The following is a 22,468-nucleotide window of genomic DNA, read 5'->3' as shown; positions in this document are numbered from 1 at the left end:
GTGTCGGCGCTTGCTAAGTTCCTCTCAGTGCTGGTGCAGGGCCAGCCGCCCAACTCGCTCAGGAGTCACCAATGCGTTCCTACCTCTCCAACATCGCAACCCGCCTTCGCCGCGACCAGCGCGGCGCCACCGCCGTCGAATACGGCATCATGGTTTCGCTCATCGCCGTTGTCATCATCGTCGCCGTCACCCTCCTCGGCGGCACCTTGAACAAGACCTTCCAGGACGTGGGCTGCAAAATGCAGAACAAGTCCTACTCGGAAACGGGCGGCACCGATGGCAAGGGTGGCTGCGCGTAGCAGCGCTCCACAATCCACCAGCCAGGGTTGGGGAAGGCTCCGGCCTTTCCCAACCCTGACTGTGTTCAGGCGCCAGCGACAAGCACTCAAGGAAGGCGGTCCCCCATGTCCAAGACAAAAGAACGGGGCGCCGTCGCGGTGGAGTTTGCCCTCCTGGCCCCGGTGCTGGTCATGATCCTGCTCGGCATCATGGAATTCGGCCGGGCCTATAACGTGCAGATCTCGCTCTCCAGCGCGGCGCGCGAGGGGGTCCGCGTGATGGCCATCAACAACAGCGCCTCCGCCGCCCGCACCGCGGTCAAGAACGCGACGACCAGCCTGCAGCCCGCCCTCGCCGACTCCAACATCACAATCAGCCCCACTCCGTGCACCTCCGGGGCACAGGTCACGGTCAAGATCACTTACACGCTCTCCACCATGACCGGAATCGCCGGGCCGTTCCCGATGGAAGGCAAAGGAGTCATGCTGTGCGGCGGCTAGGCAGTCCGGTCCCAATCGCTGACCGCGAGCGCGGCGGGATCGCCATCATGGTCGCGATCCTCATGGTCAGCCTGCTCGGTTTTGCCGCCCTCGCCGTCGACGTCGGAATGCTGTACGCGGAGCGGACCCAGCTGCGCAACGGCTCCGACGCCGCGGCTCTGGCCGTGGCCCAAAAATGCGCGAAGGACATCAACGATGCCGAATGTTCCGCGACCTCCCCCCTGGCGCGGGCCCTGGCCAACGGCAATGCCGGCGACGGCGCAAGCAACATCAAGTCGCTGCTCCTCGACAAGACCAACCGGACTGTCACTGTTGCCGCCGGCGCCCAGGAGCCCGGTAAGGAGCCGAACCGGGTTTCGCTGTTCTTCGCACGGGCCCTTGGCTACAACTCCGCCGAAGTCTCGGCCACCTCGGCAGTAACCTGGGGCAGCCCGGTGAAGGGGCCGACGGCGTTTCCCGTCGCCTTCTCGATCTGCCAGGTCCGGGGTCACGTCGACGGCACGCTGCAACTGCTGCAGAACCACGGCAGCAACGCGAATCCGGACTGCAACTACGGCCCCTCCGGAGCGGCCGTCGAGGGTGGATTTGGCTGGCTGGTCAGCGACCCGGGAGTGTGCGGCGGACTGATCGACCTTGCATTGAGCGAGAGCGGCAGCGACCCGGGTAACAGCTCGCCGTCTGTCTGCGCCGCCACGCTGAACCGCTGGGCCGCCGACATCACAGCCGGCAAGGACGTCGTTGTCCTGCTCCCGGTTTTTGACCGTGTTACCGGAACGGGCAACGGCGCCGTTTACGGCCTGAAATCCTTCGCCGCTTTCAAGGTCAAGGGCTGGAAATTCAGCGGCAACAGTTCGCTCCCGGACACCTTCCAGAACAGCACCCCCACAGTCCCCTCCTCCGTGGCCTGCGACGGCAACTGTCGCGGCATCATCGGCAGCTTCATCAAGTATGTCTCCCTAGCTGACGGCTTCACGCTTGGCCCGGTCGACGCCAACGGGGCCACGATCGTCCGCCTCACCCAATAGCACTTTGTACCCCGCAATCCCCTAACCGGTTCAGGAGCAGTTTTTGAAGTCACGCTTATTGGCAGGACTGGCCGCCGTCGTGCTGGCCATCGTCGGTGCCATCCTTGTCGTCAGCTACGCCCAGGGAGCCGACACCCGCGCCGTGCAGAACCTGGAGCCGGTCTCAGTCGTGGTGGTGCAAAAGGCCATCCCCGCCGGCACACCGGTGGCGTCACTGTCGGCGTTTGTCAGCAGCCAGGAACTCCCCGGCAAAGCCGTGTCCAAGACTGCGCTGAAGAATCTTGACGGCTTGGCCGGCAAGGTCACCGCCGTCGACCTGTTGCCGGGTGAGCAGCTCGTGGCCGAGCGGCTGGTCGAGCCGGAGGAGCTGAAGACGAGCGGATCCGTGGAAGTTCCAAAGGGGCTGCAGGAGGTGTCTTTCCAGCTTGAACCCCAGCGCGTCGTCGGCGGTCGCATCACGGCCGGGGACCATGTGGGTATCTTCATCAACCTCAAGGAGGGCGGCATCGAGGGAAAGCCTGACCAGCAAACCACGCAACTGACCGTCCACAAGGCCCTCGTGACGGCGGTGCAGCGCGCACCCGTTACCACCCCCACTCCGCAGCCCTCGGCGAGCGGCTCCGCCGCCCCCGCCGAGGACACCTCGCTCCCCGTCGGCTCGATGATTGTGACCGTTGCCGTCAACGACGTGGCCGCCACGAAGATTGTCTACGCCTCGAACTTTACGGACGTGGCGAGCATCTGGCTGAGCCGGGAACCGCTCGACGCAAAGGACAGCGGCCGCCCCGGAATTATTACCCGACCGGAGGTCTACAAGTGAGCCGCTTCGTCCTCATCACTCCCAACGCCGACTTCGATGCGCGCGTCCGCCAGGCGGTCGCGGGCGGGTTGCCCGGCGGCGTCCAGACCTTTGCCTTCATCAATCCCGCCAATCCCGGTGAACTTTTCGCCAACCTCAACCAGGAGCGTCCCGAGGTGCTGATCCTCGGACCCGACGTTCCGATTGAGGACGCCCTGCGGCTCGCCACGGTGTTCGACGTGCAGCTGCCAGAGTTAAGCGTGATCCTGGTGGGCGAGCCCGAACCGGAGTTTGTGCTGCTGGCGATGCGTGCCGGGATCCGGGACATCCTCAGCCCCGCATCTGACCCGGCCCAGATCCGGGTGCTCCTGGAGCGGGCCTGCCAGTCCTACGCCAGCCGGACCCGGGCCACGGCCGTCCAGCAGCCGGATAACAATCCCAAAGGCCTGGTGATCGGAGTCTTCTCCCCCAAGGGAGGAGTCGGCAAGACGACCATTGCCACGAACATCGCCATCGGTCTGGGCCAGGTTGCACCGATGGGCGTCGTCATCGTGGACCTGGACCTGCAGTTCGGCGACGTGGCCTCCGGCCTGTACCTGAATCCGGAACACACCGTCACCGACGCCGTCTCGGCGTCGGCCAGCCAGGACTCGCTGGTCCTCAAGGCGTTCCTCACCGTGCACCCCAGCAGCATCTACGCCCTCTGCGCGCCCCGGACCCCGGTGGAAGCGGACGACATCACGCCCCAGCAGGTCAGCCGGCTGATCGAACAACTCGCGGAGCAGTTCCAGTACGTCGTCGTGGACACCGCCCCCGGCCTGCCCGAGGTGGGCCTGGCCGCCATGGAACAGTGCACCGACGTCGTCTGGGTCAGCGCCATGGACGTGCCCAGCATCCGCGGCCTCCGTTCGGGGCTGGAAATCCTCCGCCGGCTCGACCTGCTTCCGGAAACCCGCCATGTGGTCCTGAACATGGCGGACTCCAAATCCGGGCTCAGCGTCCAGGACGTCGAGGCCACTATCGGCGCGCCCGTGGACGTGAGCATTCCGCGCTCCCAGGCGGTGGCGTACTCCACCAACCGCGGGATCCCGGTCTTGCAGGACGGCCGCAAGGATCCCGCAGTGAAGGGCCTGCGGCAGCTGGTGACGCGCTTTGATCCGGCTTGGCGGGCCACAGCGCAGAAGAAACTGCACCGACGGGTGGTGGTCTAAGTGAAACTCTCCGAACGTCTCTCCGCAGCGGAAGCCGGCCCCCAAACGCAGCCGGCACCGCCGTCGTCGGCCCCGCTAACGACGGCGACCGCCCCGTCGGCCCGGCCACCCCGGCTCTCCGCCCACCTCGAAGCAGCGCGCCCCGAGCCGTCGCGCCTCGCCGCGGCGGCCGCGCCGTCGTTCGCAGAACACCCCGACACGGCCCGCGCCAAGGGGCAGCAACCGGTGGATGCCTTTGCCGCGCTCAAAGAGCGGGCAGCCACCGCCCTGTTTGAGCGGATGGGCACCCGCTTCAACGATTCGGCGGTCAAGGAAGAAGAGCTACGTGCCACCGCGCGCGACGAATTGACCCGCATCATCGACGCCGAACAGGTGCCGCTGTCCACCGAGGAGCGCACCCGGCTGGTCCGCGACGTCGCGGACGACGTGCTGGGGTACGGTCCGCTCCAGCGGCTGCTGGATGACCCCGCGGTTACCGAGATCATGGTCAACCGGATGGACCAGATCTACGTGGAACGAAAAGGCCAGCTCACCTTGACCGAGTCGCGCTTCAGCTCGGAGGACCACCTGCGCAAGGTGATCGAACGCATCGTCTCCAAGGTGGGCCGCCGGATCGACGAGTCATCCCCGCTCGTGGACGCCCGGCTCGAGGACGGCTCCCGCGTCAACGCCGTCATCCCCCCGCTGGCAGTCGGCGGCTCCTCGCTGACCATCCGAAAGTTCAGCAAGGTCCCGCTCACCGTGCGCAACCTGATCGATTTCGGCACGCTGACACCGGAAATGGCCGAACTGCTGAACGCCTGTGTCCGGGCCAAGCTAAACATCATCGTCTCCGGCGGCACCGGCACCGGCAAAACCACCCTGCTGAACGTCCTCTCCTCCTTCCTGCCGCACGACGAGCGCATTGTCACCATCGAAGACGCGGTGGAACTCCAGATCCAGCAGGAGCACGTGGTGCGGCTTGAAAGCCGGCCGCCGAACACCGAAGGCAAGGGCGAGGTCACCATCCGCGACCTGCTGCGCAACTCCCTGCGCATGCGGCCGGACCGGATCGTGGTGGGCGAGGTCCGCGGCGGCGAGTCCCTCGACATGCTCCAGGCCATGAACACCGGCCACGACGGCTCCCTTTCGACCGTCCACTCGAACTCGCCGCGCGACGCCGTTGCCCGGCTCGAGACCCTGGTGCTGATGGCCGGAATGGATCTTCCGCTGCGCGCCATCCGGGAACAGATTGCTTCGGCGGTGAACTTGATCGTGCAGATCTCCCGTCTGCGGGACGGAACCCGCCGGATCACCCACGTGACCGAGGTGCAGGGCATGGAGGGGGACATTGTCACCCTCCAGGATGCCTTCATCTTCGACTACTCGGCCGGGGTGGACGCCCACGGGAGGTTCCTCGGCAAGCCGGTGGCCACGGGGATCCGGCCGCGCTTCATCGACCGCTTCGAGGACATGGGCATCTACGTTTCCGCCAACGTCTTCGCGGCGCCGCTGGCACCGGCCGGCAAGGCGTGAGCCGGCCATGACACTGACTATCGGCGCCGCCTTCCTGGCCACCGCCCTCCTCCTGTTCGCCGTCGCGGTCCTCTTGCCGGGGACCGCCCGCGTTCCACTTGACCGACGGCGGCCGGTCCAGGCCGCACCGGACTCCTCGCTTAGCCGGTTCGCGGGATCCGCGGTCAACCTGGCGGACGGCTTCTTCGCGCAACGGAAGATCCGGCTCTTCAACCGGGAGGCTTTGGAACAAGCGGGATTGCGCATGGGCCAGGGCGACTTCTACGTGCTGCTGGCGGTCGGCGCCTTTGTGGGGGCCCTGGCCGGCTTCGTCGTCGGCGGCGTCCTGCTTGCCCTTCTGCTGGTCCTGCTCGCCCCGGTGGCCGGTCACCTGGGCCTCACGGTCCTGGCCGGAAAGCGTCGTGCCAAGTTCGACGACCAGCTGGGCGACACCCTGCAACTGCTTTCCGGGGGCCTGCGGGCCGGGCACAGCATCCTGCGCGCCATCGACGCCGCCGGGAGCGAATCGCAGAGCCCCACCGCGGAGGAAATGCGCCGCGTCATCACCGAAACGTCCCTCGGCCGCGACCTGCTGGCCTCGCTCAGCGACACCGCCGAACGGATGCGCAACGAGGACTTCGTCTGGATCGCCCAGGCCATCCAGATCAACCGCGAGGTGGGCGGCAACCTCGCGGAAGTGCTGGACCAGGTGAACGAGACCATCCGCGAGCGCAGCGAGATCAAGGGCCACATCAAGTCCCTCGCGGCCGAAGGCAAGTTCTCCGCCTACATCCTGATGGCCATGCCCATCGGCATCGTGGTCATGCTGATGCTGGTCAACCCCGGCTACATGAACGTGATGTTCACCAACCCGCTGGGCTGGGCCATGATGGCGGCCTCCGTGATCCTGATGACGATCGGTGGTCTGTGGATGCGCAAGATCATCGACCTGAAGTTCTGAGGCCCGGATGAACCCCCTGATCCTGTGCTCCCTCCTGCTGGTCAGCCTCCCCTCGGCGTACCTGACGTGGTCCGTCCTCTCCGTCGACCGGAAATCCCAACGCGCCATCCGGGAGATGCTTTCCCTGGGCACCGGACCCGCCGAGTCCGCCGGGCCCAAGGAGACGGCCCTGCTCGAGCGGATCGGCCACCGCCTGACGCCTCCCGCCTATGTCCGGAAACTCGACCGGCTGCTGTCCTTGGCCGGACGTCCCGCCTCGCTCCCGCTGGGTCGGGTTCTGGCCGCCAAACCGCTGCTGGGACTGCTGGGCGCTCTCCTGGGTCTCTGGCTCGCCGGCACGCCGGCCCCGCTCCTGAAGCTGGTGGGCTTGTTCGTGATGCTCCTGGGCTACTTCATCCCGGACCTGCTGCTCTACAGCAAGGGCCAGGAACGCCAGAAGATCATGCAGCTGGAACTGGCCAACACGCTGGACCAGATGCTGATCTCGGTCGAGGCCGGATTGGGATTCGAGGGGGCCATGGCGCGGGCCGGTGAAAACGGCAAGGGACCGCTCGCCGAGGAACTGGTCCGCACCCTGCAGGATATGCAGGTGGGACGCAGCCGGCGCGAGTCGTACCAGGCGCTGGCGGCACGAACCAACATCCCCGAGCTGCGCAGCTTTGTCCAGGCCGTGGTGCAGGCCGACACCTACGGCATTGCCATCAGCCGCGTGCTCCGGATCCAGGCTAAGGTGATGCGCGTCAAGCGGCGCCAGCGAGCCGAGGAGAAGGCCATGAAGCTGCCGGTCACCATCCTGTTCCCCCTGCTGTTCTTCATCTTTCCGGTGCTCTTTATCGCCATCCTGGGGCCCGCCGTGATCAATGCCATAGAGACCTTCAGTGGACACTAATCGGCCCATAAGTTGCGTCGGACGGCCTGCACGGACGCCGCTAGTTGGCCCATAAAAGTGCCGGTCAAGGATAGCCGCAAGGTTTCCGCAGGATACTCCGCCGCCTCCGGCGCCGGTCCGGACAGCTAGTACCGTAGAGCCATGTCTCTCTTAGCTGCCTGCCCCGACGACGCAAACGCGGGGTCCTTGCTCGCCGCCGATGACCCCGCAGGCGGGGCCGGACTGACGGCGCCGTCCTCCGGCGCGGCCCCGCTCGTGGACCCCGCGGCCCTCCAGGACCTGGGCGAGCAGCTGAACAGCGCCGCCGTCGCCAAGGGCTTCGCCCGGGACTACGCAGAGATGTGGGACCAGCGCTATGACTCGCTGGCCGGGGCCCTGGAACGCCGTGACCAGGCAGCCGCGCTGGACGCCGTGCTGAGCCTCAAGACGTCCTCGTCGATGGTCGGCGGCCTGCGCCTGGCCGAACTCGCCGGCGAACTCGAGGAATCGATCCGGGGCGGGGACCTCGGAAGGGCCGCTTCCCTGCTGGACGATGTCGCCGCCCGCGGCAGCGAAACCGTGGACGAGCTGCAGTTCAGCTACATCCTCTGGGAGCGCTAGGAACGTTCAGCGTACTGGGAGCGCTCGGGCGCCAGCCGGTAGCCCACTCCGCGCACCGTCTGAAGCCAGCGCGGTTGCACCGAATCCTCCCGGAGCTTCCGGCGCAGGTTGCCGATGTGGACCTCAACGGCCCGTTCATCGGACTCGCTGATGTAGGCGTCGGCGCGGTAGTACTCTCCCCGCACCACACGGACCAGCTCGGTCTTGGACTTCACCGCGCCGGCGCCGCGGAGGAGCGCGTGCAGGAGGTCGAACTCACTGCGGGTCAGGGCGAGCGGTTCGCCCTCGACCGTCACCGAGCGCATGTCGGGATTCAGTGCCAGCCCGTTGTGGCGCAAAACATTGTCCGGCACGGCAGCGTCGCCGGCCGGCCGTGCCGACGCCGCAGTCAACGCGCCCTGGCCGTCATGCCGGGGCCGGCGCATCATCGCGGCCACCCGGGCCCGTAGCTCTCGGGGCCGGAACGGTTTGGTCAGGAAATCGTCGGCGCCGGTATGGAGCGCAGTCAGCGTGTCGAGCTCGTCCGTCCGTGCGGTCAGCATGACGATGTAGGCGTCACTGAACTGGCGGATCCGGCGCAGCACCTCATAGCCGTCAATGTCGGGAAGACCCACGTCCAGTGTTACGACGCTGGCCTCCCGGCGCCGGACAACCTCGACGCCCTCCCGGCCCCCGGCCGCTGAATGCACCTCATAGCCGGCCTGCCGGAGCACTGCCTCCACGAGGTTGCGCACATCCGCATCGTCCTCAACAACGACGGCCACCCCAAGGTCAGTCATGCCACCCTCACATCCGATGCTGCTCTGCCGGCCGGCGATGACTGTGCATACGCCGCCGCTGTAAATCCGGGCCTCATGCCCCGATGCCCGCGCCGTGCCCAAGGGACACGGCCTACACATGTCCTGCCACCATACCTACCAAGGGCCCCAATTTCGGTCTCCGGCGCAGTAACACGGGCAACAATAATATGTTTAGTGTCAAGTAGGTGTGACAGCAATGTAAACTCCAGTTGCGAGGAAGGGGCGCTTGTCATTGGGTGAACAGCGGCTGTTTCGTGGCGCGGGCGTGGACCCCCGCCTGGGCGCCCTGCACCCGCGCGCCCGTGTGCTGCTCAGCCAGCTGCCACTCACCCTGTTGTTCGGCGCCGGCCTGACGGCCGCGCCGGCCGCTTGGAGCCTCCACTTGGCCAACGGCTGGGGCCAGACCTCCCTCGCCCTTCATGCCGCACTTCTCCTGGCCTGCCTCCTCGTGCCGTGGCAACGGTTCGGGCCGCTGGCGCCCCTGGCGATTCCGGTCCTGGACCTCGCCGCGATCGGACTCAGCCGGGTGGCGGCCGCCGAGGAACTACCGGGCCTCGGAGTGCTGTCCGTGCTTCCCGTCGTCTGGATCGCCGCCTCGCAGCTCTCCCCCGCCGTCATCGCGGCCGTCAGCTTCCTGGGGCCGCTGCTGGCAGGTCTGCCCTGGTATTTTGCCGCCGGCGCCGGGGACAGCCCGGGGCGCGGCGCCACCGTCGTGCTCCTGGCACTGATGACCCTGGCAGTCGCCCTGGCCATGCAGTTCGCCAGGGCGCAGCTGTGGCGCCAGCAGCGCAAGGTCGAAGCCAAGGAGGCGGAGTTGCAGGCCCTCCTCGCGGAAAGCCGGGAGCGTGAACGGCTGCTGAATACCATCCTGGACACGGTCGACGTCGGCATCGTCGCGATCGGCGCGAACGGCCGCCGGCTGCTCACCAACAGCTGGCAGGCACGGCTCGAGGCGGCCGCGGCGATTCCCGGGCCTGCCGGGCCCGCGGATCCGGGCTGGGAAGACCAACTGCTGCTAACCGGGCGGGACCAGACCACGCTGCTCCCGCCTGCCCGGCGCCCGCTCCGCCGGGCGCTGGAGGGCGAGTCCTTCGCGGACCACCTCGTCTGTTTCGGGGAAGCGCCGGGCAGCCGGGTTGTGTCCACCGGGGCGAGGCCGCTGAAAAACGACGACGGCGGCTTCGGCGGCGCCGTCGTCGTGTACAACGAGGTCACCGGGCTGGTCAATGCCCTCGCCGCCAAGGAAGACGTGGTCGCGACCGTCTCGCACGAGTTCCGGACACCGCTGACGTCGATCATCGGCAACCTGGACCTGGTCCTGGGCGATGAACTGCCCCTGCCGGTGCTGCGCCGGATCGAGGTGGCGCAGCGCAACGCCGAGCGGCTGCTGGCGCTCGTCTCCGACCTGCTGATGTCCGCCAGCTCCGCGGTTCAGGTCCACCCGAGGAAAACCGACCTGGCCGGCCTGGTGGAGGCGAGCCTCGGCTCGGCCCAGGCGCATGCCCAGTCCTCGCGGGTGTCGCTGGCGATGCACGTGCCGGCGCCGCTGTGGGCGAATGTGGACCCGCTGCGGATCAGCCAGGCGCTGGACAACTTGGTCTCCAATGCCATCAAATACTCGCCGGATGGCGGCGCGGTGACTGTCTCGGCCTGGGCCGACGACGGCCGTGTGCTGCTTCAGGTGGAGGACAGCGGCATCGGCATGACCGCTGCCGACGCCGAAAGGGTCTTCACCCGCTTCTTCCGGAGCCCGGCCGTACGGGACGGCGCAATCCCCGGGGCCGGGCTGGGCTTGTCCATCACCAAGGCGATCGTGGAGGGCCACGGGGGCTCCATCACCTGCAGCACCCTCCCCGGCTGCGGGAGCACCTTTACCGTGGACCTGCCGGCAGACGGCCACCCGGCCGCTTTCTAGTCCCGCGGGTCAGTCGCCGGTCGGAACTTCCCCAACTTCGGCGCCGTCGCCCGGCGTGTTGCGCCGGCCCGCCGTCCTTGCCGGCTTTGGTGCCGTCAAAGACGGGGAAACTCGGCCGCGGGCTATTTGCGAAGGGCGCGCGTCAGCTCGGCCCGTGCCAGCAGCCCGCTAGCGGAGGGGTACGCCACCTCTTCAAGGACCAGCGGGTGCGGGGCGGCAAGGACGGACCGGGCATCCCGCTGGCGGGCGATCAGCCGCTCGTAGAGCCACCCGGGCTGCTCGACGCCGGCTCCGACGTAGAGCGCCGATCCCACGAGCGAACGGACCATGTTGTGGCAGAAGGCGTCAGCCTGGACCGTGGCGACGATGACGCCGTCAGCGCCCCGGGTGAACTCGAAACGCTGCAGTTCCCGGATGGTCGTGGCGCCTTCGCGGGGCTTGCAGTAGGAACGGAAGTCCTGCAGCCCCAGCAGCTGGGAGGCGCCTTCGTTCAGCAATGCGGTGTCCAGCTGCTCCTTGTGCCAGAGCGTCGAGTACCGGCCGAGCGGATCCCACAGGGCCGCCCCGTCCGCGATCCGGTAGCTGTAGCGCCGCCACAGCGCGGAGAACCGGGCATCGAAGCCTTCCGGCGCCAGGGCAACCCGGTGCACTTCGATCGCGCCGCTGAGCTCGCCCAGCCCGCGGCTCAGCGCGCCGCGCAGCCGCCGGAGCAGCGCCGCGGCAGGGTCGAGTTCGGCCCCGCGGTTCAGCCCCTGCCATTCCGCTTCACTCAGGTCCAGGTGCACCACCTGTCCGCGGGCGTGCACGCCGGCGTCGGTGCGCCCGGCGACGGTGACGCGGACCGGCCGGCGGATCAGCAGGGCGAGGGCCTCTTCCAGGACGCCCTGCACGGTACGGCGGCCGGGCTGCAGGGCCCAGCCGCTGAACGGGCCGCCGTCGTACGAAAGATCCAGCCGGATACGCAAAAACCCGCCGCCCCCCATAACGGGGGCAGCGGGTTTGAGCTCGTTCATAGACTTAAGTCTATAAGAAGGTTCTAGCGAATTACTTCGCGTCCTTCTCGGACTCTGCAGCAGCTTCCTCGGCGGCCGGAGCCTCTTCGGTCTCGGCGACCTCAGCTTCGGGAGCCTCTTCGGTCTCGGCAGCTTCAGTCTCGGCGACCGGAGCGGCTTCAGCCTTGTCAGCGTCCTTCTTATCGGCATCGCGCTTCGCAGCGGAAGTAGCCTCGGCTACCACGGCCTGCTTGGCGGAAACCGGCTCGAGAACCAGTTCGATGACAGCCATGGGAGCGTTGTCGCCCTTGCGGTTGCCGATCTTGGTGATACGGGTGTAGCCGCCGTCGCGGTTCTCCACTGCCTGTGCAATGTCGGTGAACAGCTCGTGGACGATGCCCTTGTTGCTGATCAGGCCGAGTACACGACGGCGGGAAGCGAGGTCACCGCGCTTGGCGAAAGTCACCAGGCGCTCGGCGTACGGCTTCAGGCGCTTGGCCTTGGTCACCGTGGTGGTGATCCGCTTGTGCTCGAACAGTGCGGCGGACAGGTTCGCGAGCATAAGACGCTCGTGAGCCGCTCCGCCTCCGAGGCGCGGACCCTTAGCGGGGGTAGGCATTATAGTTTCTCCTCATATGGAAGCCGGCGGGCTGCGCACGCTGCGGTGCGTCCAGCCTGCTGGCCAAGATCTGTTTTAGAGCTCGTCGTCGCTGAAAGCGGCGTCGTCCTCTTCGATGGCTGCGGCGCGGGCTGCGAGGTCGAAACCGGGAGGGGAGTCCTTGAGGGACAGACCCAGTTCAACAAGCTTCGCCTTGACCTCATCAATGGACTTCGCACCGAAGTTACGGATGTCCATCAGGTCAGCCTCGGAGCGGGCAACGAGTTCACCCACGGTGTGGATGCCCTCACGCTTGAGGCAGTTGTAGGAACGGACGGTGAGGTCCAGATCCTCGATCGGCAGAGCCATGTCTGCTGCCAGGGCAGCATCCGTCGGCGACGGGCCAATCTCGATACCTTCAGCTGCGGTGTTCAGCTCGCGGGCCAGACCGAACAGTTCCACCAGGGTGGTACCGGCCGAAGCAACCGCATCGCGCGGGGCGATGGCCTGCTTGGTCTCAACGTCGACAATCAGCTTGTCGAAGTCAGTGCGCTGCTCAACACGGGTAGCTTCCACGCGGAAAGTAACCTTCAGGACCGGCGAGTAGATCGAGTCGACCGGGATGCGGCCGATCTCGGAGTCGCCGGACTTGTTCTGAGCTGCCGAAACGTAGCCGCGGCCGCGCTCGATGGTCAGTTCGAGTTCGAACTTGCCCTTCGAGTTCAGCGTGGCAATGTGCAGATCCGGGTTGTGGAATTCGACGCCGGCCGGCGGAGCGATGTCCGCGGCGGTGACGACTCCCGGGCCCTGCTTGCGCAGGTAAGCAACAACCGGCTCGTCGTGCTCGGAGGAGACCGACAGGTTCTTGATGTTCAGGATGATCTCGGTGACATCTTCCTTGACACCCGGAACCGTGGTGAACTCGTGCAGCACGCCATCGATCCGGATGCTCGTTACAGAGGCACCGGGGATGGAGGAGAGCAGGGTACGGCGGAGGGAGTTTCCGAGGGTGTAACCGAAGCCCGGCTCCAGCGGTTCAATGATGAAACGGGAGCGGTTATCGGAGACGACCTCTTCGGAGAGGGTGGGGCGCTGTGCAATGAGCACTTAGGTTTCCTTTCGGCGAGCATCCGCTATATGACGCAACACAGGTGGTGGAAAGATCGGTCTGAAGACTTAACGCGGCTGGGCTTGCCCGGACCGGCGAGGGTCCGGGCAAGCTCCGGCTAAGACTTAGACGCGGCGGCGCTTCGGCGGGCGGCAGCCGTTGTGCGCGCTGGGGGTTACATCCTGGATGGATCCAACCTCGAGGCCAGCGGCCTGCAGTGAACGGATTGCGGTCTCGCGTCCGGATCCCGGTCCCTTGACGAATACGTCAACCTTGCGCATGCCGTGCTCCTGAGCGCGCTTTGCGGCGGCTTCGGCGGCCATCTGGGCTGCGAACGGGGTGGACTTACGTGAGCCCTTGAAGCCAACCTCACCGGACGAAGCCCAGGAGATGACAGCACCGTTCGGATCCGTGATGGAAACGATGGTGTTGTTAAAGGTGCTCTTGATGTGCGCCTGGCCCAGCGCGATATTCTTCTTGTCCTTCTTACGCGGCTTGCGAACCGCGCCACGAGTCTTCGGGGGCATTATTTCTCCTACAGAAAGTTATCGGGGGGAAGACGAGCTAATCCCGAGGGATTTAGCGGGTCTTCTTCTTGCCTGCGACGGTGCGCTTCGGGCCCTTGCGGGTGCGCGCGTTCGTCTTCGTACGCTGTCCGCGCACTGGCAGGCCCTTACGGTGGCGAATACCTTCGTAGCTGCCGATTTCAACCTTGCGGCGGATATCTGCTGCTACTTCGCGGCGAAGGTCACCCTCAACCTTGTAGTTGCCTTCAATGTAATCACGCAGCTGGACGAGCTCGGCGTCGGACAGGTCCTTGACCCGAACGTCCGCGCTGATGCCGGTGGCAGCCAGGGTTTCGTGTGCACGGGTCTTGCCCACGCCGTAGATGTAAGTAAGCGCAATTTCCAACCGCTTTTCGCGGGGAATGTCTACGCCAGCGAGACGAGCCATAGTGGCAGTGCTCCTTGAATAAACCGGAGGTCGTAGGCAGTACACCCGTACAGTCCGTACGGCCCCAGCCTCCGACCGGGGGTTAGCTGTCCGGACTCGTTATTGCTCAGTGTCCCAGATCAGCTTGTGCTGCCTTTTTATTTACTTGCGTGGGTTAGCAACCCAGGGTTTCCGGTGAAGGAAATTAGCCCTGGCGCTGCTTGTGGCGCGGGTTCTCGCAGATCACCATGACCCGGCCATTACGGCGGATCACTTTGCACTTTTCGCAGATCTGCTTGACGCTCGGCTTGACCTTCATGGCGTTCCTTTGCGTGTTGCAGTTGGTCAGCTGGACCGGCCTTTGGCTAATGCCCTGGCCGGCCAGTGTTTACTTGTAGCGGTAGACGATACGACCACGTGTCAGGTCGTACGGGCTCAGCTCCACCACTACCCGGTCCTCAGGGAGAATCCTGATGTAGTGCTGGCGCATCTTTCCAGAGATGTGTGCCAGAACGATGTGCTTGTTGGTGAGCTCAACGCGAAACATCGCGTTAGGCAGCGCCTCGGTCACAACGCCCTCGATCTCAATGACCCCGTCCTTCTTGGCCATACCCTCCGCTAACTGTTGTTGCCACAGCCCCTCCGGCTTGCACCGACGATCACTGCGGACGATTTTAATTGCTTGTTTTGCTAGCTTGCCTGCTGCCACCAGGCCACAAAAGGGCACAACAGGGCAGACAACCAACAGTCAACACTACGGCATTGCGGGCCGAATGTTAAATCCAGCCATGCTAGCGCACTCCGTCCCCGTATGCACGAAAGCGCCCCGCCGGGGTCTCCACCTCCGCCGCCGCGGCGATCCCGTCCAGGATGGCCAGCCGGACGACGTCGGCTGCCGCGCTCTGCAGGTTTATCAGGCTCAACTGCCGTGCGGCGTCGGTACTGCGGTCCAGCGCGACGGCGCCAGTGGAGAGCGCGAAGACCGTATCGCCGTCGGCCAGCGTATGGCTTGGATTCAGCGCCCGGGCGAGGCCGGCGTGGGCTGCCGAGGCTGTCCGCTTGCACTCGGCCTTGTCCAATACGGCGTTGGTCGCGACGACGACGAGGGTTGTGTTGAGGGGCGGCGCGGCATTCGCCGACGGGGAATCGGGAACCCGGAAGCGCGCGTCTAAGGGAGGAACGACCGAGCGCGCGGAGGGTTCGGGATTTCCCGTAGGCACCACAAACGGGAGTCCCAGCGCGTTGACTACAGCAAGCGCCCCGACGACGACGCCGTTGTCCAAGGTGATCGAGGCCGTGCCTATTCCGCCCTTGAATTGGCCCCGGCCGATGGCTGCGCCGGTGCCGGCTCCCACGTTGCCTCGTTCGACGTCGTGCCCCTCCTGGTGTGCGGCGGCATCGGCGGCGGCGGCATAGCCCATGGCCTCGTCCGGGCGGGCGGCGAAGTCGCCGCCGCGGCCCAGGTCGAAGATGGCCGCCGCGGGGACAATCGGCACCACGCCGCCGGGCACGGGGAAGCCCCTCCCCTGCTCCTCACACCAGCGCTGGGCGCCGTGGGCAGCCGCCAGCCCGAAGGCGCTGCCCCCGGTCAGGACCACGGCGTCGACGGCGGTGCTCAGCGTGGTGGGGTCGAGCGCGTCGGTCTCGTGCGTACCGGGACCGCCGCCCCTGACGTCCACCGAGCCTGCCGTCCCCGGGGGCGGCAGGACCACCGTGACACCGCTCTGCCAGCCCTCCCCGGTCCGGGCAGCATGGCCCACTCGGATTCCGGGCACATCCGTAATCGCCGTCATGGCTCCATTGTGCGCCCCGCCGCCGGGAAACCAGGCGCCGCGATCTCCCCGCCCGCAAACGAACGTTGTGGAATACTGCAACCAACAATAGGTAAACGGGCAAGGAAGCCTGACATAACAAAGCTCTGACAAGGCCTTGTGCGGGGTTCCGCCCACCCAGCGTGTGGTGAAGTGTTCTTGATCCCCCGCCCAACTGCCTGCCCTCGGCAGGCCCGGATCCGTTAGAGACGCCCTATGACTAGACAATTGACGGACAGTCCCGTGGCTACCGCCGGGACCGTCACGCGGGACCAGCGCCGGGGACGCTGGTCTGCCCGGACCCGCAGGGACTTCATCGTGTTCCTTGCGCTGGCCCTGCCGAACCTGGCACTGATAGCGGTGTTCACCTACCTCCCGCTCATCAACAACATCTACTACTCCACGCTGGACTGGACGCTGGGCTCCGCCTCCGCCACGGTCGTCGGCTTCGACAACTACATCAACTTCTTCACCAGCGCCGACGCCCCCAAGGTGCTGGGCACCACGGCCATCTTCACCGTCATAACGGTCGGCGGGTCCATGGTCCTCGGACTGCTGGTGGCCCTCGCCTTGAACTCCAAGGTCCGCGGCACCACCTTCGCCCGGTCCGCCGTTTTCGCCCCCTACGTGCTCAGCGGGGTCGGCGTCGGACTGGTCTGGCTGTTCATCTTCGACCCCGGCTACGGGGTGCTGTCCTGGCTGCTCCGCGGGATCGGCCAGCAGAGCCCGCAATGGATCAACGATCCGCAGCTCTCCCTGGTCATGGTGATCACGGTCTACATCTGGAAGAACCTCGGCTACTGCGCCGTCGTCTACCTCGCCGGCCTCCAGTCGCTGCCCCAGGACGTCATGGAAGCGGCGTCGCTGGACGGCGCCAACGGGTTCCGCCGCTTCATCAGCATGTCGGTCCCGCTGCTCTCCCCCACCACGTTCTTCCTGCTGATCACCACGATGCTCAGTTCGCTGCAGGCTTTCGACCTGATCCGGATCATGACCCCGCTCGGCAACGGCACATCCACCCTGATCTACGAGGCGTACCTGCAGGCCTTCGGGGCCTTCAACCGGGCCGGCTACTCGGCGTCCATTTCCGTGGTGCTCTTCGCCATCCTCCTGATCATCACCGTGCTGCAGGTGCGGTTCGTAGAACGGAAGGTGCACTACTCGTGAGCACACTCTCCCCCGTGAACCCCGATCCCGCTGCCAACGCCGGACCCGCCGCCGGCCCCGAGGTTCCACCGCAACGGCAGCGGCCGTTTTCCCGCGCAAACCTGGTCCAGACAATCGCCGCCGGCTACGTCCCGCTCATCCTCGCCACCCTCGTGGTGGTGCTGCCGCTGCTCTGGATGGTGCTGAGCTCCTTCAAGCAGCCCGGCGAGATCGTCACGACGGACCTGAAGATCCTGCCGGAAAGCGTGAACCTGGACAACTACCACGTAGCGATGACGACGGTGCCCTTCGCCAGGTTCTTCCTGAACAGCCTGATCGTCACCACGGTGGGCGCCACCGTGAAGGTGATCCTGGCCATCCTGACGGCCTACGCCCTGGTCTTTGTCCGCTTTCCGTTCAAGAACGTCATCTTCATCCTCATCCTGGTCGCGCTGATGGTGCCGCCGCAGGTGTCCATCCTGCCCAACTACATCCTGATCGCGGGCCTGGGTGGCAAGAACACCCTCTGGGGCATCATCCTGCCCGGGCTGGGCACCGCCTTCGGCACCTTCCTGCTCCGCCAGCACTTCATGACGCTGCCCGGCTCCATCCTGGAAGCTGCCGAGATCGACGGCGCGGGGCACTGGCGCCGGCTGTGGCAGGTCGTCGTCCCGGTCTCCGGCCCGTCAATCGCCACCGTCGCCCTGGTCACCGTCGTGAGCGAATGGAACGACTACATCTGGCCGCTCATCATCACCGACCGGCCGGAAACCATGACGCTGCCCGTGGGCCTGACTCTGTTGCAGAACTCTGAAGGCAACGGCTCCGGCTGGGGCATCCTGATGGCCGGCGCGGTCCTGGTGATTGTTCCGATCCTGCTGGTCTTTGCGGCGCTGCAGCGCTACATCGTGGCCGGCCTCACCCAGGGCAGCGTCACCGGGTGACGCCGCCTCCGAATGCACCCCACCATCACAACAAGTCAACACTTTTGAGAGGATCCACCATGGCAACGAATCTTGGCCGCAGACACTTCCTTGGCCTGGCCGGCGCGGGCGCAGGGGCCGCGGCCCTGGCGGCCTGCGGCGGCCCGTCCACGGGAGGCGGCACCGGGGCCTCCGGCACGGCGGACATCGACTTCAGCGGCGTGAAGCCGGCCTCGTCGATCGATTTCTGGACCAACCACCCGGGCAAGTCCCAGGACGTGGAAAAGGCGATCATCGAGAAGTTCCAGGCCAAGTTCCCGGACATCAAGGTCAACCTGATCACCGCGGGCGCCAATTACGAGGAAATCGCGCAGAAGTTCCAGACCTCCCAGGCAGCGAAGTCGGCCCTGCCCGGCCTTGTGGTGCTCTCGGACGTCTGGTGGTTCCGGTACTACACCAACGGCAACATCATCCCGCTCGACAACCTGATCAAGCAGTTGGACATCAAGGTTGACGACTTCCAGAAGTCACTCGTCGCGGACTACCAGTACGCCGACAAGCAGTGGGCCCTCCCCTACGGCCGCTCCACCCCGCTGTTCTACTACAACAAGGACCACTTCAAGGCCGCCGGCTTGCCGGACCGGGCGCCCAAGACCTGGCAGGAGTTCGCCGAGTGGGCCCCGAAACTGAAGGCCAGCTCCGGCGCCCAGTACGCCTACATCTATCCCGCACTGGCCGGATACGCCGGCTGGACCCTGCAGAACAACCTCTGGGGCTGGGGCGGCAGCTGGTCCAACGAATGGACCATCAACTGTGATTCCGCCGAGTCGGTGGAAGCGCTCCAGTGGGCCCAGGACTCGATCTACAAGGACAAGTGGGCGGGTGTCTCCTCCAAGGAGGCCGCGGACGACTTCGCGGCCGGCATCACCTCCGCCACGATCGCCTCCACCGGCTCCCTGCTGGGCGTGCTGAGCTCCGCCAAGTTCAACGTGGGCGTCGGCTTCCTCCCGGGCGGCCCGAAGAAGGAAAGCGGTGTCTGCCCCACCGGCGGCGCCGGGCTCGGCATCCCCAGCGGTGTCAGCAAGGAAGTCCAGCTCGCTGCCGCGACATTCCTGAAGTTCATGACCGAGCCGGAGAACACCGCCGCGTTCTCCGCCGCGACCGGCTACATGCCGACCCGGACGTCCGCCGACATGACCGCGGTGCTCGCCAAGACGCCTCAGATCAAGACGGCCATCGACCAGCTCGCGGTTACCCACGTCCAGGACAACGCCCGGGTGTTCCTGCCGGGCGCGGACCAGGAAATGGCCAAAGCCGCCGCGAAGATCCTCACCCAGCAGGGCGACGTCAAGGCCACCATGACCGAGCTCAAGACCACCCTCGAAGGCATCTACACCAAGGACGTGAAGCCGAAGCTCAAGAGCTGACGCTGCGCTCACTGCCTGAGGATACGACGAATCCCTGGCGACGCTGGAATACCAGCGTCGCCAGGGATTCGTCGTATCACAAGCCGCCAAGCGCATCGCTAGGGAGCCGCGAAAGAAACGCTTAGGGAATCGGGACGGGTACGACGCCGAGCGGTGCCAGTTTCGAGGCTCCGCCGTCGGGGGCCGAAAGCACCCAGATGCCCTTCTCGTGCACCGCCACGGAGTGCTCCCACTGGCAGGAGCGCTTCCCGTCGGTGGTGACCACGGTCCAGTCGTCGTCGAGGGTGGCGGTTTCGATGCTGCCGCGGACCAGCATGGGTTCGATTGCCAGGCACAGTCCGGGCCGGATCTTGGGGCCGCGGTGGCCCGTACGGTAGTTCAGCACGTCCGGGGCCATGTGCATCTCGGAGCCGATCCCGTGGCCCACGTAGTCCTCCAGGATGCCCAGCGGCTTCCCGGGCACGGAGGAAACGTAGTCGTCCACAGCGTTGCCGATGTCGCCGACGAACTTGCCGGTGGCCAGCGCCGCGATGCCGTGCCACATGGCCGCCTCGGTGACGTCGGAGAGCCGCTGGTCCTCGGGGTCCGCCGTCCCGACGATCACGGTACGGGCCGAGTCGGAGTGCCAGCCGTCCACGATGGCGCCGCCGTCGATCGAGATGATGTCCCCGTCCTGCAGGACACGGTCGCCGGGGATGCCGTGCACCACTTCCTCGTTGACCGAGGTGCAGATGGTGGCCGGGAAGCCGTGGTAGCCGAGGAAGTTGGACTTCGCTCCGGCGTCCTGGAGCACGCCGGCAAAGACGGCGTCGAGGTCGCGGGTGGTCACTCCGGGGACGGCTGCCGCCACGGCGGCGTCGAGCGCGCGGCTCAGCACCAGCCCGGCCTCGTGCATGGTCCGCATCTGGGCGTTGGTCTTGTATTCAATGCGGGTCTGGCCGAATGCCATGCTCAGCGTCCTTTCGGTGGTGCCGCAGCCGCCCTGCAGGGGGTGTGCGGACAAATGGCTGAGGCTCCTCCCGGCACTGCGGGAGGAGCCTCAATAGTCACGGGCCGGATCAGGCGGACTGCGCCGCTTTGATGGCCTGCATGACGCGGTCGGTGACCTCGTCGATGCCGCCGATGCCGTCGACCTGGGTGAGGATGCCGCGGTCGGCATACTTGGCCACCACGGCTTCCGTCTGGCCGTGGTAGAGGTCCAGGCGGTGGCGGATCACGGCTTCGTTGTCGTCGCTGCGGCCGGTGTCCTTGGCGCGGCCCAGGAGGCGCTTGACGAGTTCCTCGTCGTCGGCCGTGAGCTGCAGGACGACGTCGAGCTTCTGGTCGGCGTCGGCGAGGATCGCGTCGAGGTAGTCCACCTGCGCGGTGGTGCGCGGGTAGCCGTCCAGCAGGAAGCCGGCTTCGACGTCGTCCTCCGTGAGGCGGTCCCGGACCATCTTGTTGGTCACGCTGTCCGGGACGAAGTCGCCCGCGTCCATGTACTTCTTGGCTTCGATGCCGAGCGGCGTCTCACCCTTGACGTTGGCACGGAAGATGTCGCCGGTGGAGATCGCAACGACGCCGAGTCGCTCCGAAATGCGTTCCGCCTGCGTTCCCTTGCCGGAACCGGGAGGTCCGATAATCAACATTCTCGTCATCGCAAAAGCCCTTCGTAGTGACGCTGCTGTAGCTGAGCATCAATCTGCTTGACGGTCTCCAAACCTACGCCCACCATGATCAGGATCGAGGTGCCGCCGAACGGGAAGTTCTGGTTGGCGTTGATCAGGACCAAGGCAATCAGCGGGATCAGGGCCACAAAGCCCAGGTAGATCGCGCCGGGCAGGGTGATCCTGGAAAGCACATACTGCAGGTAATCCGCGGTCGGCTTGCCGGCACGGATACCCGGAATGAAGCCGCCGTACTTCTTCATGTTGTCAGAAACTTCCTCAGGGTTGAAAGTGATCGCAACATAGAAGTAAGTGAAGAACACAATCATGGCGAAGTACAGGGCCATGTAGATGGGGTGGTCACCGCGGGTGAGGTTGTTGTTGATCCACTCAACCCACGGCGCGACGGGCTCGCCCGGCGCAGGCCGGTTGAACTGGGAGATCAGGCCCGGCAGGTACAGCATCGAGGACGCGAAGATGACGGGCACGACGCCGGCCATGTTCACCTTGATGGGGATGTAGGTGCTGGTTCCGCCCACGGTGCGGCGGCCGATCATGCGCTTGGCGTACTGCACCGGGATGCGGCGCTGGGACTGCTCAACGAAGACGACCAGGGCCACGGTCAGCAGGCCGATGACGAGGACCATAAAGAAGGTGCCCGGGCCCTGCGCCTTCCAGATGGCGCCGAGGGACGTCGGGAAGCCGGCAGCGATCGAGGTGAAGATGAGCAGCGACATGCCGTTGCCCACACCCTTCTCGGTGACGAGCTCGCCCATCCACATGATCAGGCCGGTGCCGGCCGTCAGCGTGATGATGATCAGGATCGTGGTGATGATGCTCGCGTCCGGAATGATCGGCAGCTGGCAGTTCGGCAGCAGTTGGCCGGAGCGCGCCAGCGACACCAGCGTCGTGGCGTTCAGGAGGCCCAGGGCGATCGTCAGGTACCGGGTGTACTGGGTCAGCTTGGACTGGCCCGAGGCGCCCTCTTCGTAGAGCTGCTGGAACCGGGGAATGACCACGCGGAGCAGCTGGACGATGATGCTTGCCGTGATGTACGGCATGATCCCGAGCGCGAAAATTGAGACCTGCAGCAATGCACCGCCGCTGAACAGGTTGACGAGCTGGTAGATCCCGCCCGAGGTCTGACCGTTCTGCAAGCATTGCTGGACATTCTGGTAGTTCACACCAGGCGAGGGGATGAAGGCACCCAAGCGGAAGATTGTGATGATTCCCAGCGTGAACAACAACTTGCGTCGCAGATCAGGCGTGCGAAAGGCCCGGCCAAATGCGCTAAGCAAGCGTCCTCCTGAGTAATAAGTAAAGTCGTGTGAGATAGGTCAAATAAACCCAACAACCGAGTCTAACGGGTGGATGCGTCCGGCGAACAATCGGCATGGCCGGGAAACAGAAA

Annotated in this window: 25 protein-coding genes; 13 read left to right on the top strand and 12 right to left on the bottom strand. The window is 65.9% G+C overall.

Going from position 1 to position 22,468, the window contains the following annotated elements; all coding sequences use genetic code 11:
• Window positions 1–71: 71 nt before the first annotated feature.
• From AC1DBD_RS02990 to AC1DBD_RS02950, 9 genes are all read left to right on the top strand, one after another.
• Window positions 72–299 carry a Flp family type IVb pilin gene (locus AC1DBD_RS02990; RefSeq protein ID WP_476981380.1) on the top strand — a complete coding sequence of 76 codons (228 nt, stop codon included), beginning with the start codon at window positions 72–74 and terminating at the stop codon, window positions 297–299.
• Window positions 300–404: 105 nt separating this feature from the next.
• Window positions 405–779, top strand: coding sequence for a TadE/TadG family type IV pilus assembly protein (locus tag AC1DBD_RS02985; RefSeq protein WP_476981379.1), 375 nt, complete (start codon window positions 405–407; stop codon window positions 777–779).
• A complete protein-coding gene (locus tag AC1DBD_RS02980; RefSeq protein ID WP_476981378.1) occupies window positions 767–1,804 on the top strand; it encodes a pilus assembly protein TadG-related protein in 1,038 nt (345 codons plus the stop codon). The genes AC1DBD_RS02985 and AC1DBD_RS02980 overlap by 13 nt, the downstream gene beginning before the upstream one ends.
• 43 nt (window positions 1,805–1,847) lie before the next feature.
• Complete coding sequence (gene cpaB, locus AC1DBD_RS02975; protein ID WP_476981377.1) at window positions 1,848–2,624, top strand: Flp pilus assembly protein CpaB; 777 nt, start codon at window positions 1,848–1,850, stop codon at window positions 2,622–2,624.
• Complete coding sequence (locus AC1DBD_RS02970) at window positions 2,621–3,814, top strand: CpaE/TadZ family protein (protein WP_441417050.1); 1,194 nt, start codon at window positions 2,621–2,623, stop codon at window positions 3,812–3,814. Before cpaB ends, AC1DBD_RS02970 begins: the two co-directional genes overlap by 4 nt.
• Before the next feature lie 225 nt (window positions 3,815–4,039).
• Window positions 4,040–5,329: a CpaF family protein gene (locus AC1DBD_RS02965; protein ID WP_476981455.1), complete on the top strand. Its 1,290-nt coding sequence runs from the start codon at window positions 4,040–4,042 to the stop codon at window positions 5,327–5,329.
• A gap of 7 nt (window positions 5,330–5,336) precedes the next feature.
• Window positions 5,337–6,269 (top strand): type II secretion system F family protein, encoded by a 933-nt coding sequence (locus AC1DBD_RS02960; RefSeq protein ID WP_476981376.1) that lies wholly within the window; start codon window positions 5,337–5,339, stop codon window positions 6,267–6,269.
• Window positions 6,270–6,276: 7 nt separating this feature from the next.
• Window positions 6,277–7,158 (top strand): type II secretion system F family protein, encoded by an 882-nt coding sequence (locus tag AC1DBD_RS02955; protein ID WP_441417048.1) that lies wholly within the window; start codon window positions 6,277–6,279, stop codon window positions 7,156–7,158.
• Between the two features lie 141 nt (window positions 7,159–7,299).
• The gene (locus AC1DBD_RS02950) at window positions 7,300–7,758 is read left to right on the top strand and encodes an Hpt domain-containing protein (RefSeq protein WP_476981375.1); all 459 of its coding nucleotides are present in this window, start codon (window positions 7,300–7,302) and stop codon (window positions 7,756–7,758) included.
• Here AC1DBD_RS02950 and AC1DBD_RS02945 read toward each other — a convergent pair.
• Complete coding sequence (locus AC1DBD_RS02945) at window positions 7,755–8,537, bottom strand: response regulator transcription factor (RefSeq protein WP_441417046.1); 783 nt, start codon at window positions 8,535–8,537, stop codon at window positions 7,755–7,757. The genes AC1DBD_RS02950 and AC1DBD_RS02945 overlap by 4 nt on opposite strands.
• A gap of 247 nt (window positions 8,538–8,784) precedes the next feature.
• Between AC1DBD_RS02945 and AC1DBD_RS02940 the strand changes: the two genes are divergently transcribed.
• Window positions 8,785–10,473 (top strand): sensor histidine kinase, encoded by a 1,689-nt coding sequence (locus AC1DBD_RS02940; protein ID WP_476981374.1) that lies wholly within the window; start codon window positions 8,785–8,787, stop codon window positions 10,471–10,473.
• A 122-nt stretch (window positions 10,474–10,595) separates the two neighbouring features.
• Here the strand turns inward: AC1DBD_RS02940 and AC1DBD_RS02935 are convergent, their stop codons facing one another.
• The 8 genes from AC1DBD_RS02935 to AC1DBD_RS02900 all read right to left on the bottom strand — a co-directional run bounded on the left by AC1DBD_RS02935 (window position 10,596) and on the right by AC1DBD_RS02900 (window position 15,897).
• A complete protein-coding gene (locus AC1DBD_RS02935; protein WP_476925362.1) occupies window positions 10,596–11,486 on the bottom strand; it encodes a tRNA pseudouridine synthase A in 891 nt (296 codons plus the stop codon).
• A 31-nt stretch (window positions 11,487–11,517) separates the two neighbouring features.
• Complete coding sequence (gene rplQ / locus AC1DBD_RS02930; protein ID WP_441417043.1) at window positions 11,518–12,084, bottom strand: 50S ribosomal protein L17; 567 nt, start codon at window positions 12,082–12,084, stop codon at window positions 11,518–11,520.
• A 75-nt stretch (window positions 12,085–12,159) separates the two neighbouring features.
• Entirely contained in the window at window positions 12,160–13,170 is a 1,011-nt protein-coding gene (locus AC1DBD_RS02925; RefSeq protein WP_024366109.1) for a DNA-directed RNA polymerase subunit alpha, read from the bottom strand.
• Between the two features lie 126 nt (window positions 13,171–13,296).
• The gene (rpsK, locus tag AC1DBD_RS02920; RefSeq protein ID WP_018773682.1) at window positions 13,297–13,698 is read right to left on the bottom strand and encodes a 30S ribosomal protein S11; all 402 of its coding nucleotides are present in this window, start codon (window positions 13,696–13,698) and stop codon (window positions 13,297–13,299) included.
• Window positions 13,699–13,750: 52 nt separating this feature from the next.
• The gene (rpsM, locus tag AC1DBD_RS02915; protein WP_024366110.1) at window positions 13,751–14,125 is read right to left on the bottom strand and encodes a 30S ribosomal protein S13; all 375 of its coding nucleotides are present in this window, start codon (window positions 14,123–14,125) and stop codon (window positions 13,751–13,753) included.
• A gap of 184 nt (window positions 14,126–14,309) precedes the next feature.
• Window positions 14,310–14,423, bottom strand: a complete 114-nt coding sequence (rpmJ, locus tag AC1DBD_RS02910; protein WP_009358722.1) for a 50S ribosomal protein L36 — start codon at window positions 14,421–14,423, stop codon at window positions 14,310–14,312.
• 69 nt (window positions 14,424–14,492) lie between these two features.
• Window positions 14,493–14,714, bottom strand: coding sequence for a translation initiation factor IF-1 (infA, locus tag AC1DBD_RS02905; protein WP_009358723.1), 222 nt, complete (start codon window positions 14,712–14,714; stop codon window positions 14,493–14,495).
• 181 nt (window positions 14,715–14,895) lie between these two features.
• Entirely contained in the window at window positions 14,896–15,897 is a 1,002-nt protein-coding gene (locus AC1DBD_RS02900) for a P1 family peptidase (RefSeq protein ID WP_476981373.1), read from the bottom strand.
• Between the two features lie 234 nt (window positions 15,898–16,131).
• Here AC1DBD_RS02900 and AC1DBD_RS02895 point away from each other — a divergent pair, with 234 nt between their 5' ends.
• The 3 genes from AC1DBD_RS02895 to AC1DBD_RS02885 are packed head-to-tail and all read left to right on the top strand — an operon-like array spanning window position 16,132 to window position 19,411.
• On the top strand, window positions 16,132–17,082 hold the full coding sequence (locus AC1DBD_RS02895) for a carbohydrate ABC transporter permease (protein WP_476981372.1): 951 nt from the start codon (window positions 16,132–16,134) through the stop codon (window positions 17,080–17,082).
• Window positions 17,079–18,005 carry a carbohydrate ABC transporter permease gene (locus AC1DBD_RS02890; protein ID WP_476892122.1) on the top strand — a complete coding sequence of 309 codons (927 nt, stop codon included), beginning with the start codon at window positions 17,079–17,081 and terminating at the stop codon, window positions 18,003–18,005. The genes AC1DBD_RS02895 and AC1DBD_RS02890 overlap by 4 nt, the downstream gene beginning before the upstream one ends.
• Window positions 18,006–18,064: 59 nt before the next feature.
• On the top strand, window positions 18,065–19,411 hold the full coding sequence (locus AC1DBD_RS02885; protein ID WP_476981371.1) for an ABC transporter substrate-binding protein: 1,347 nt from the start codon (window positions 18,065–18,067) through the stop codon (window positions 19,409–19,411).
• A gap of 121 nt (window positions 19,412–19,532) precedes the next feature.
• Here AC1DBD_RS02885 and map read toward each other — a convergent pair whose 3' ends face one another.
• The 3 genes from map to secY form a co-directional block, all read right to left on the bottom strand.
• On the bottom strand, window positions 19,533–20,360 hold the full coding sequence (map, locus tag AC1DBD_RS02880) for a type I methionyl aminopeptidase (protein ID WP_476981370.1): 828 nt from the start codon (window positions 20,358–20,360) through the stop codon (window positions 19,533–19,535).
• A 109-nt stretch (window positions 20,361–20,469) separates the two neighbouring features.
• On the bottom strand, window positions 20,470–21,039 hold the full coding sequence (locus tag AC1DBD_RS02875) for an adenylate kinase (protein ID WP_441417836.1): 570 nt from the start codon (window positions 21,037–21,039) through the stop codon (window positions 20,470–20,472).
• Window positions 21,040–21,044: 5 nt separating this feature from the next.
• Entirely contained in the window at window positions 21,045–22,355 is a 1,311-nt protein-coding gene (gene secY / locus AC1DBD_RS02870; RefSeq protein WP_175321179.1) for a preprotein translocase subunit SecY, read from the bottom strand.
• Between the last annotated feature and the right edge of the window lie 113 nt (window positions 22,356–22,468).

The sequence above is a fragment of the Arthrobacter sp. 10T419 genome (assembly GCF_056394105.1).
Note: the sequence above shows the minus strand (reverse complement) of the source record. Positions and strands in the feature narration are given on the sequence as shown.

Coding starts and splice junctions, on each gene's coding strand:
- AC1DBD_RS02990 (WP_476981380.1), top strand. CDS start 72: ATGCGTTCCTACCTCTCCAACATCGCAACCCGCCTTCGCCGCGACCAG.
- AC1DBD_RS02985 (WP_476981379.1), top strand. CDS start 405: ATGTCCAAGACAAAAGAACGGGGCGCCGTCGCGGTGGAGTTTGCCCTC.
- AC1DBD_RS02960 (WP_476981376.1), top strand. CDS start 5,337: ATGACACTGACTATCGGCGCCGCCTTCCTGGCCACCGCCCTCCTCCTG.
- AC1DBD_RS02955 (WP_441417048.1), top strand. CDS start 6,277: ATGAACCCCCTGATCCTGTGCTCCCTCCTGCTGGTCAGCCTCCCCTCG.
- AC1DBD_RS02950 (WP_476981375.1), top strand. CDS start 7,300: ATGTCTCTCTTAGCTGCCTGCCCCGACGACGCAAACGCGGGGTCCTTG.
- AC1DBD_RS02945 (WP_441417046.1), bottom strand. CDS start 8,537: ATGACTGACCTTGGGGTGGCCGTCGTTGTTGAGGACGATGCGGATGTG.
- AC1DBD_RS02935 (WP_476925362.1), bottom strand. CDS start 11,486: ATGAACGAGCTCAAACCCGCTGCCCCCGTTATGGGGGGCGGCGGGTTT.
- rplQ (WP_441417043.1), bottom strand. CDS start 12,084: ATGCCTACCCCCGCTAAGGGTCCGCGCCTCGGAGGCGGAGCGGCTCAC.
- rpsK (WP_018773682.1), bottom strand. CDS start 13,698: ATGCCCCCGAAGACTCGTGGCGCGGTTCGCAAGCCGCGTAAGAAGGAC.
- rpsM (WP_024366110.1), bottom strand. CDS start 14,125: ATGGCTCGTCTCGCTGGCGTAGACATTCCCCGCGAAAAGCGGTTGGAA.
- rpmJ (WP_009358722.1), bottom strand. CDS start 14,423: ATGAAGGTCAAGCCGAGCGTCAAGCAGATCTGCGAAAAGTGCAAAGTG.
- infA (WP_009358723.1), bottom strand. CDS start 14,714: ATGGCCAAGAAGGACGGGGTCATTGAGATCGAGGGCGTTGTGACCGAG.
- AC1DBD_RS02900 (WP_476981373.1), bottom strand. CDS start 15,897: ATGACGGCGATTACGGATGTGCCCGGAATCCGAGTGGGCCATGCTGCC.
- AC1DBD_RS02895 (WP_476981372.1), top strand. CDS start 16,132: ATGACTAGACAATTGACGGACAGTCCCGTGGCTACCGCCGGGACCGTC.
- AC1DBD_RS02885 (WP_476981371.1), top strand. CDS start 18,065: ATGGCAACGAATCTTGGCCGCAGACACTTCCTTGGCCTGGCCGGCGCG.
- map (WP_476981370.1), bottom strand. CDS start 20,360: ATGGCATTCGGCCAGACCCGCATTGAATACAAGACCAACGCCCAGATG.
- AC1DBD_RS02875 (WP_441417836.1), bottom strand. CDS start 21,039: ATGTTGATTATCGGACCTCCCGGTTCCGGCAAGGGAACGCAGGCGGAA.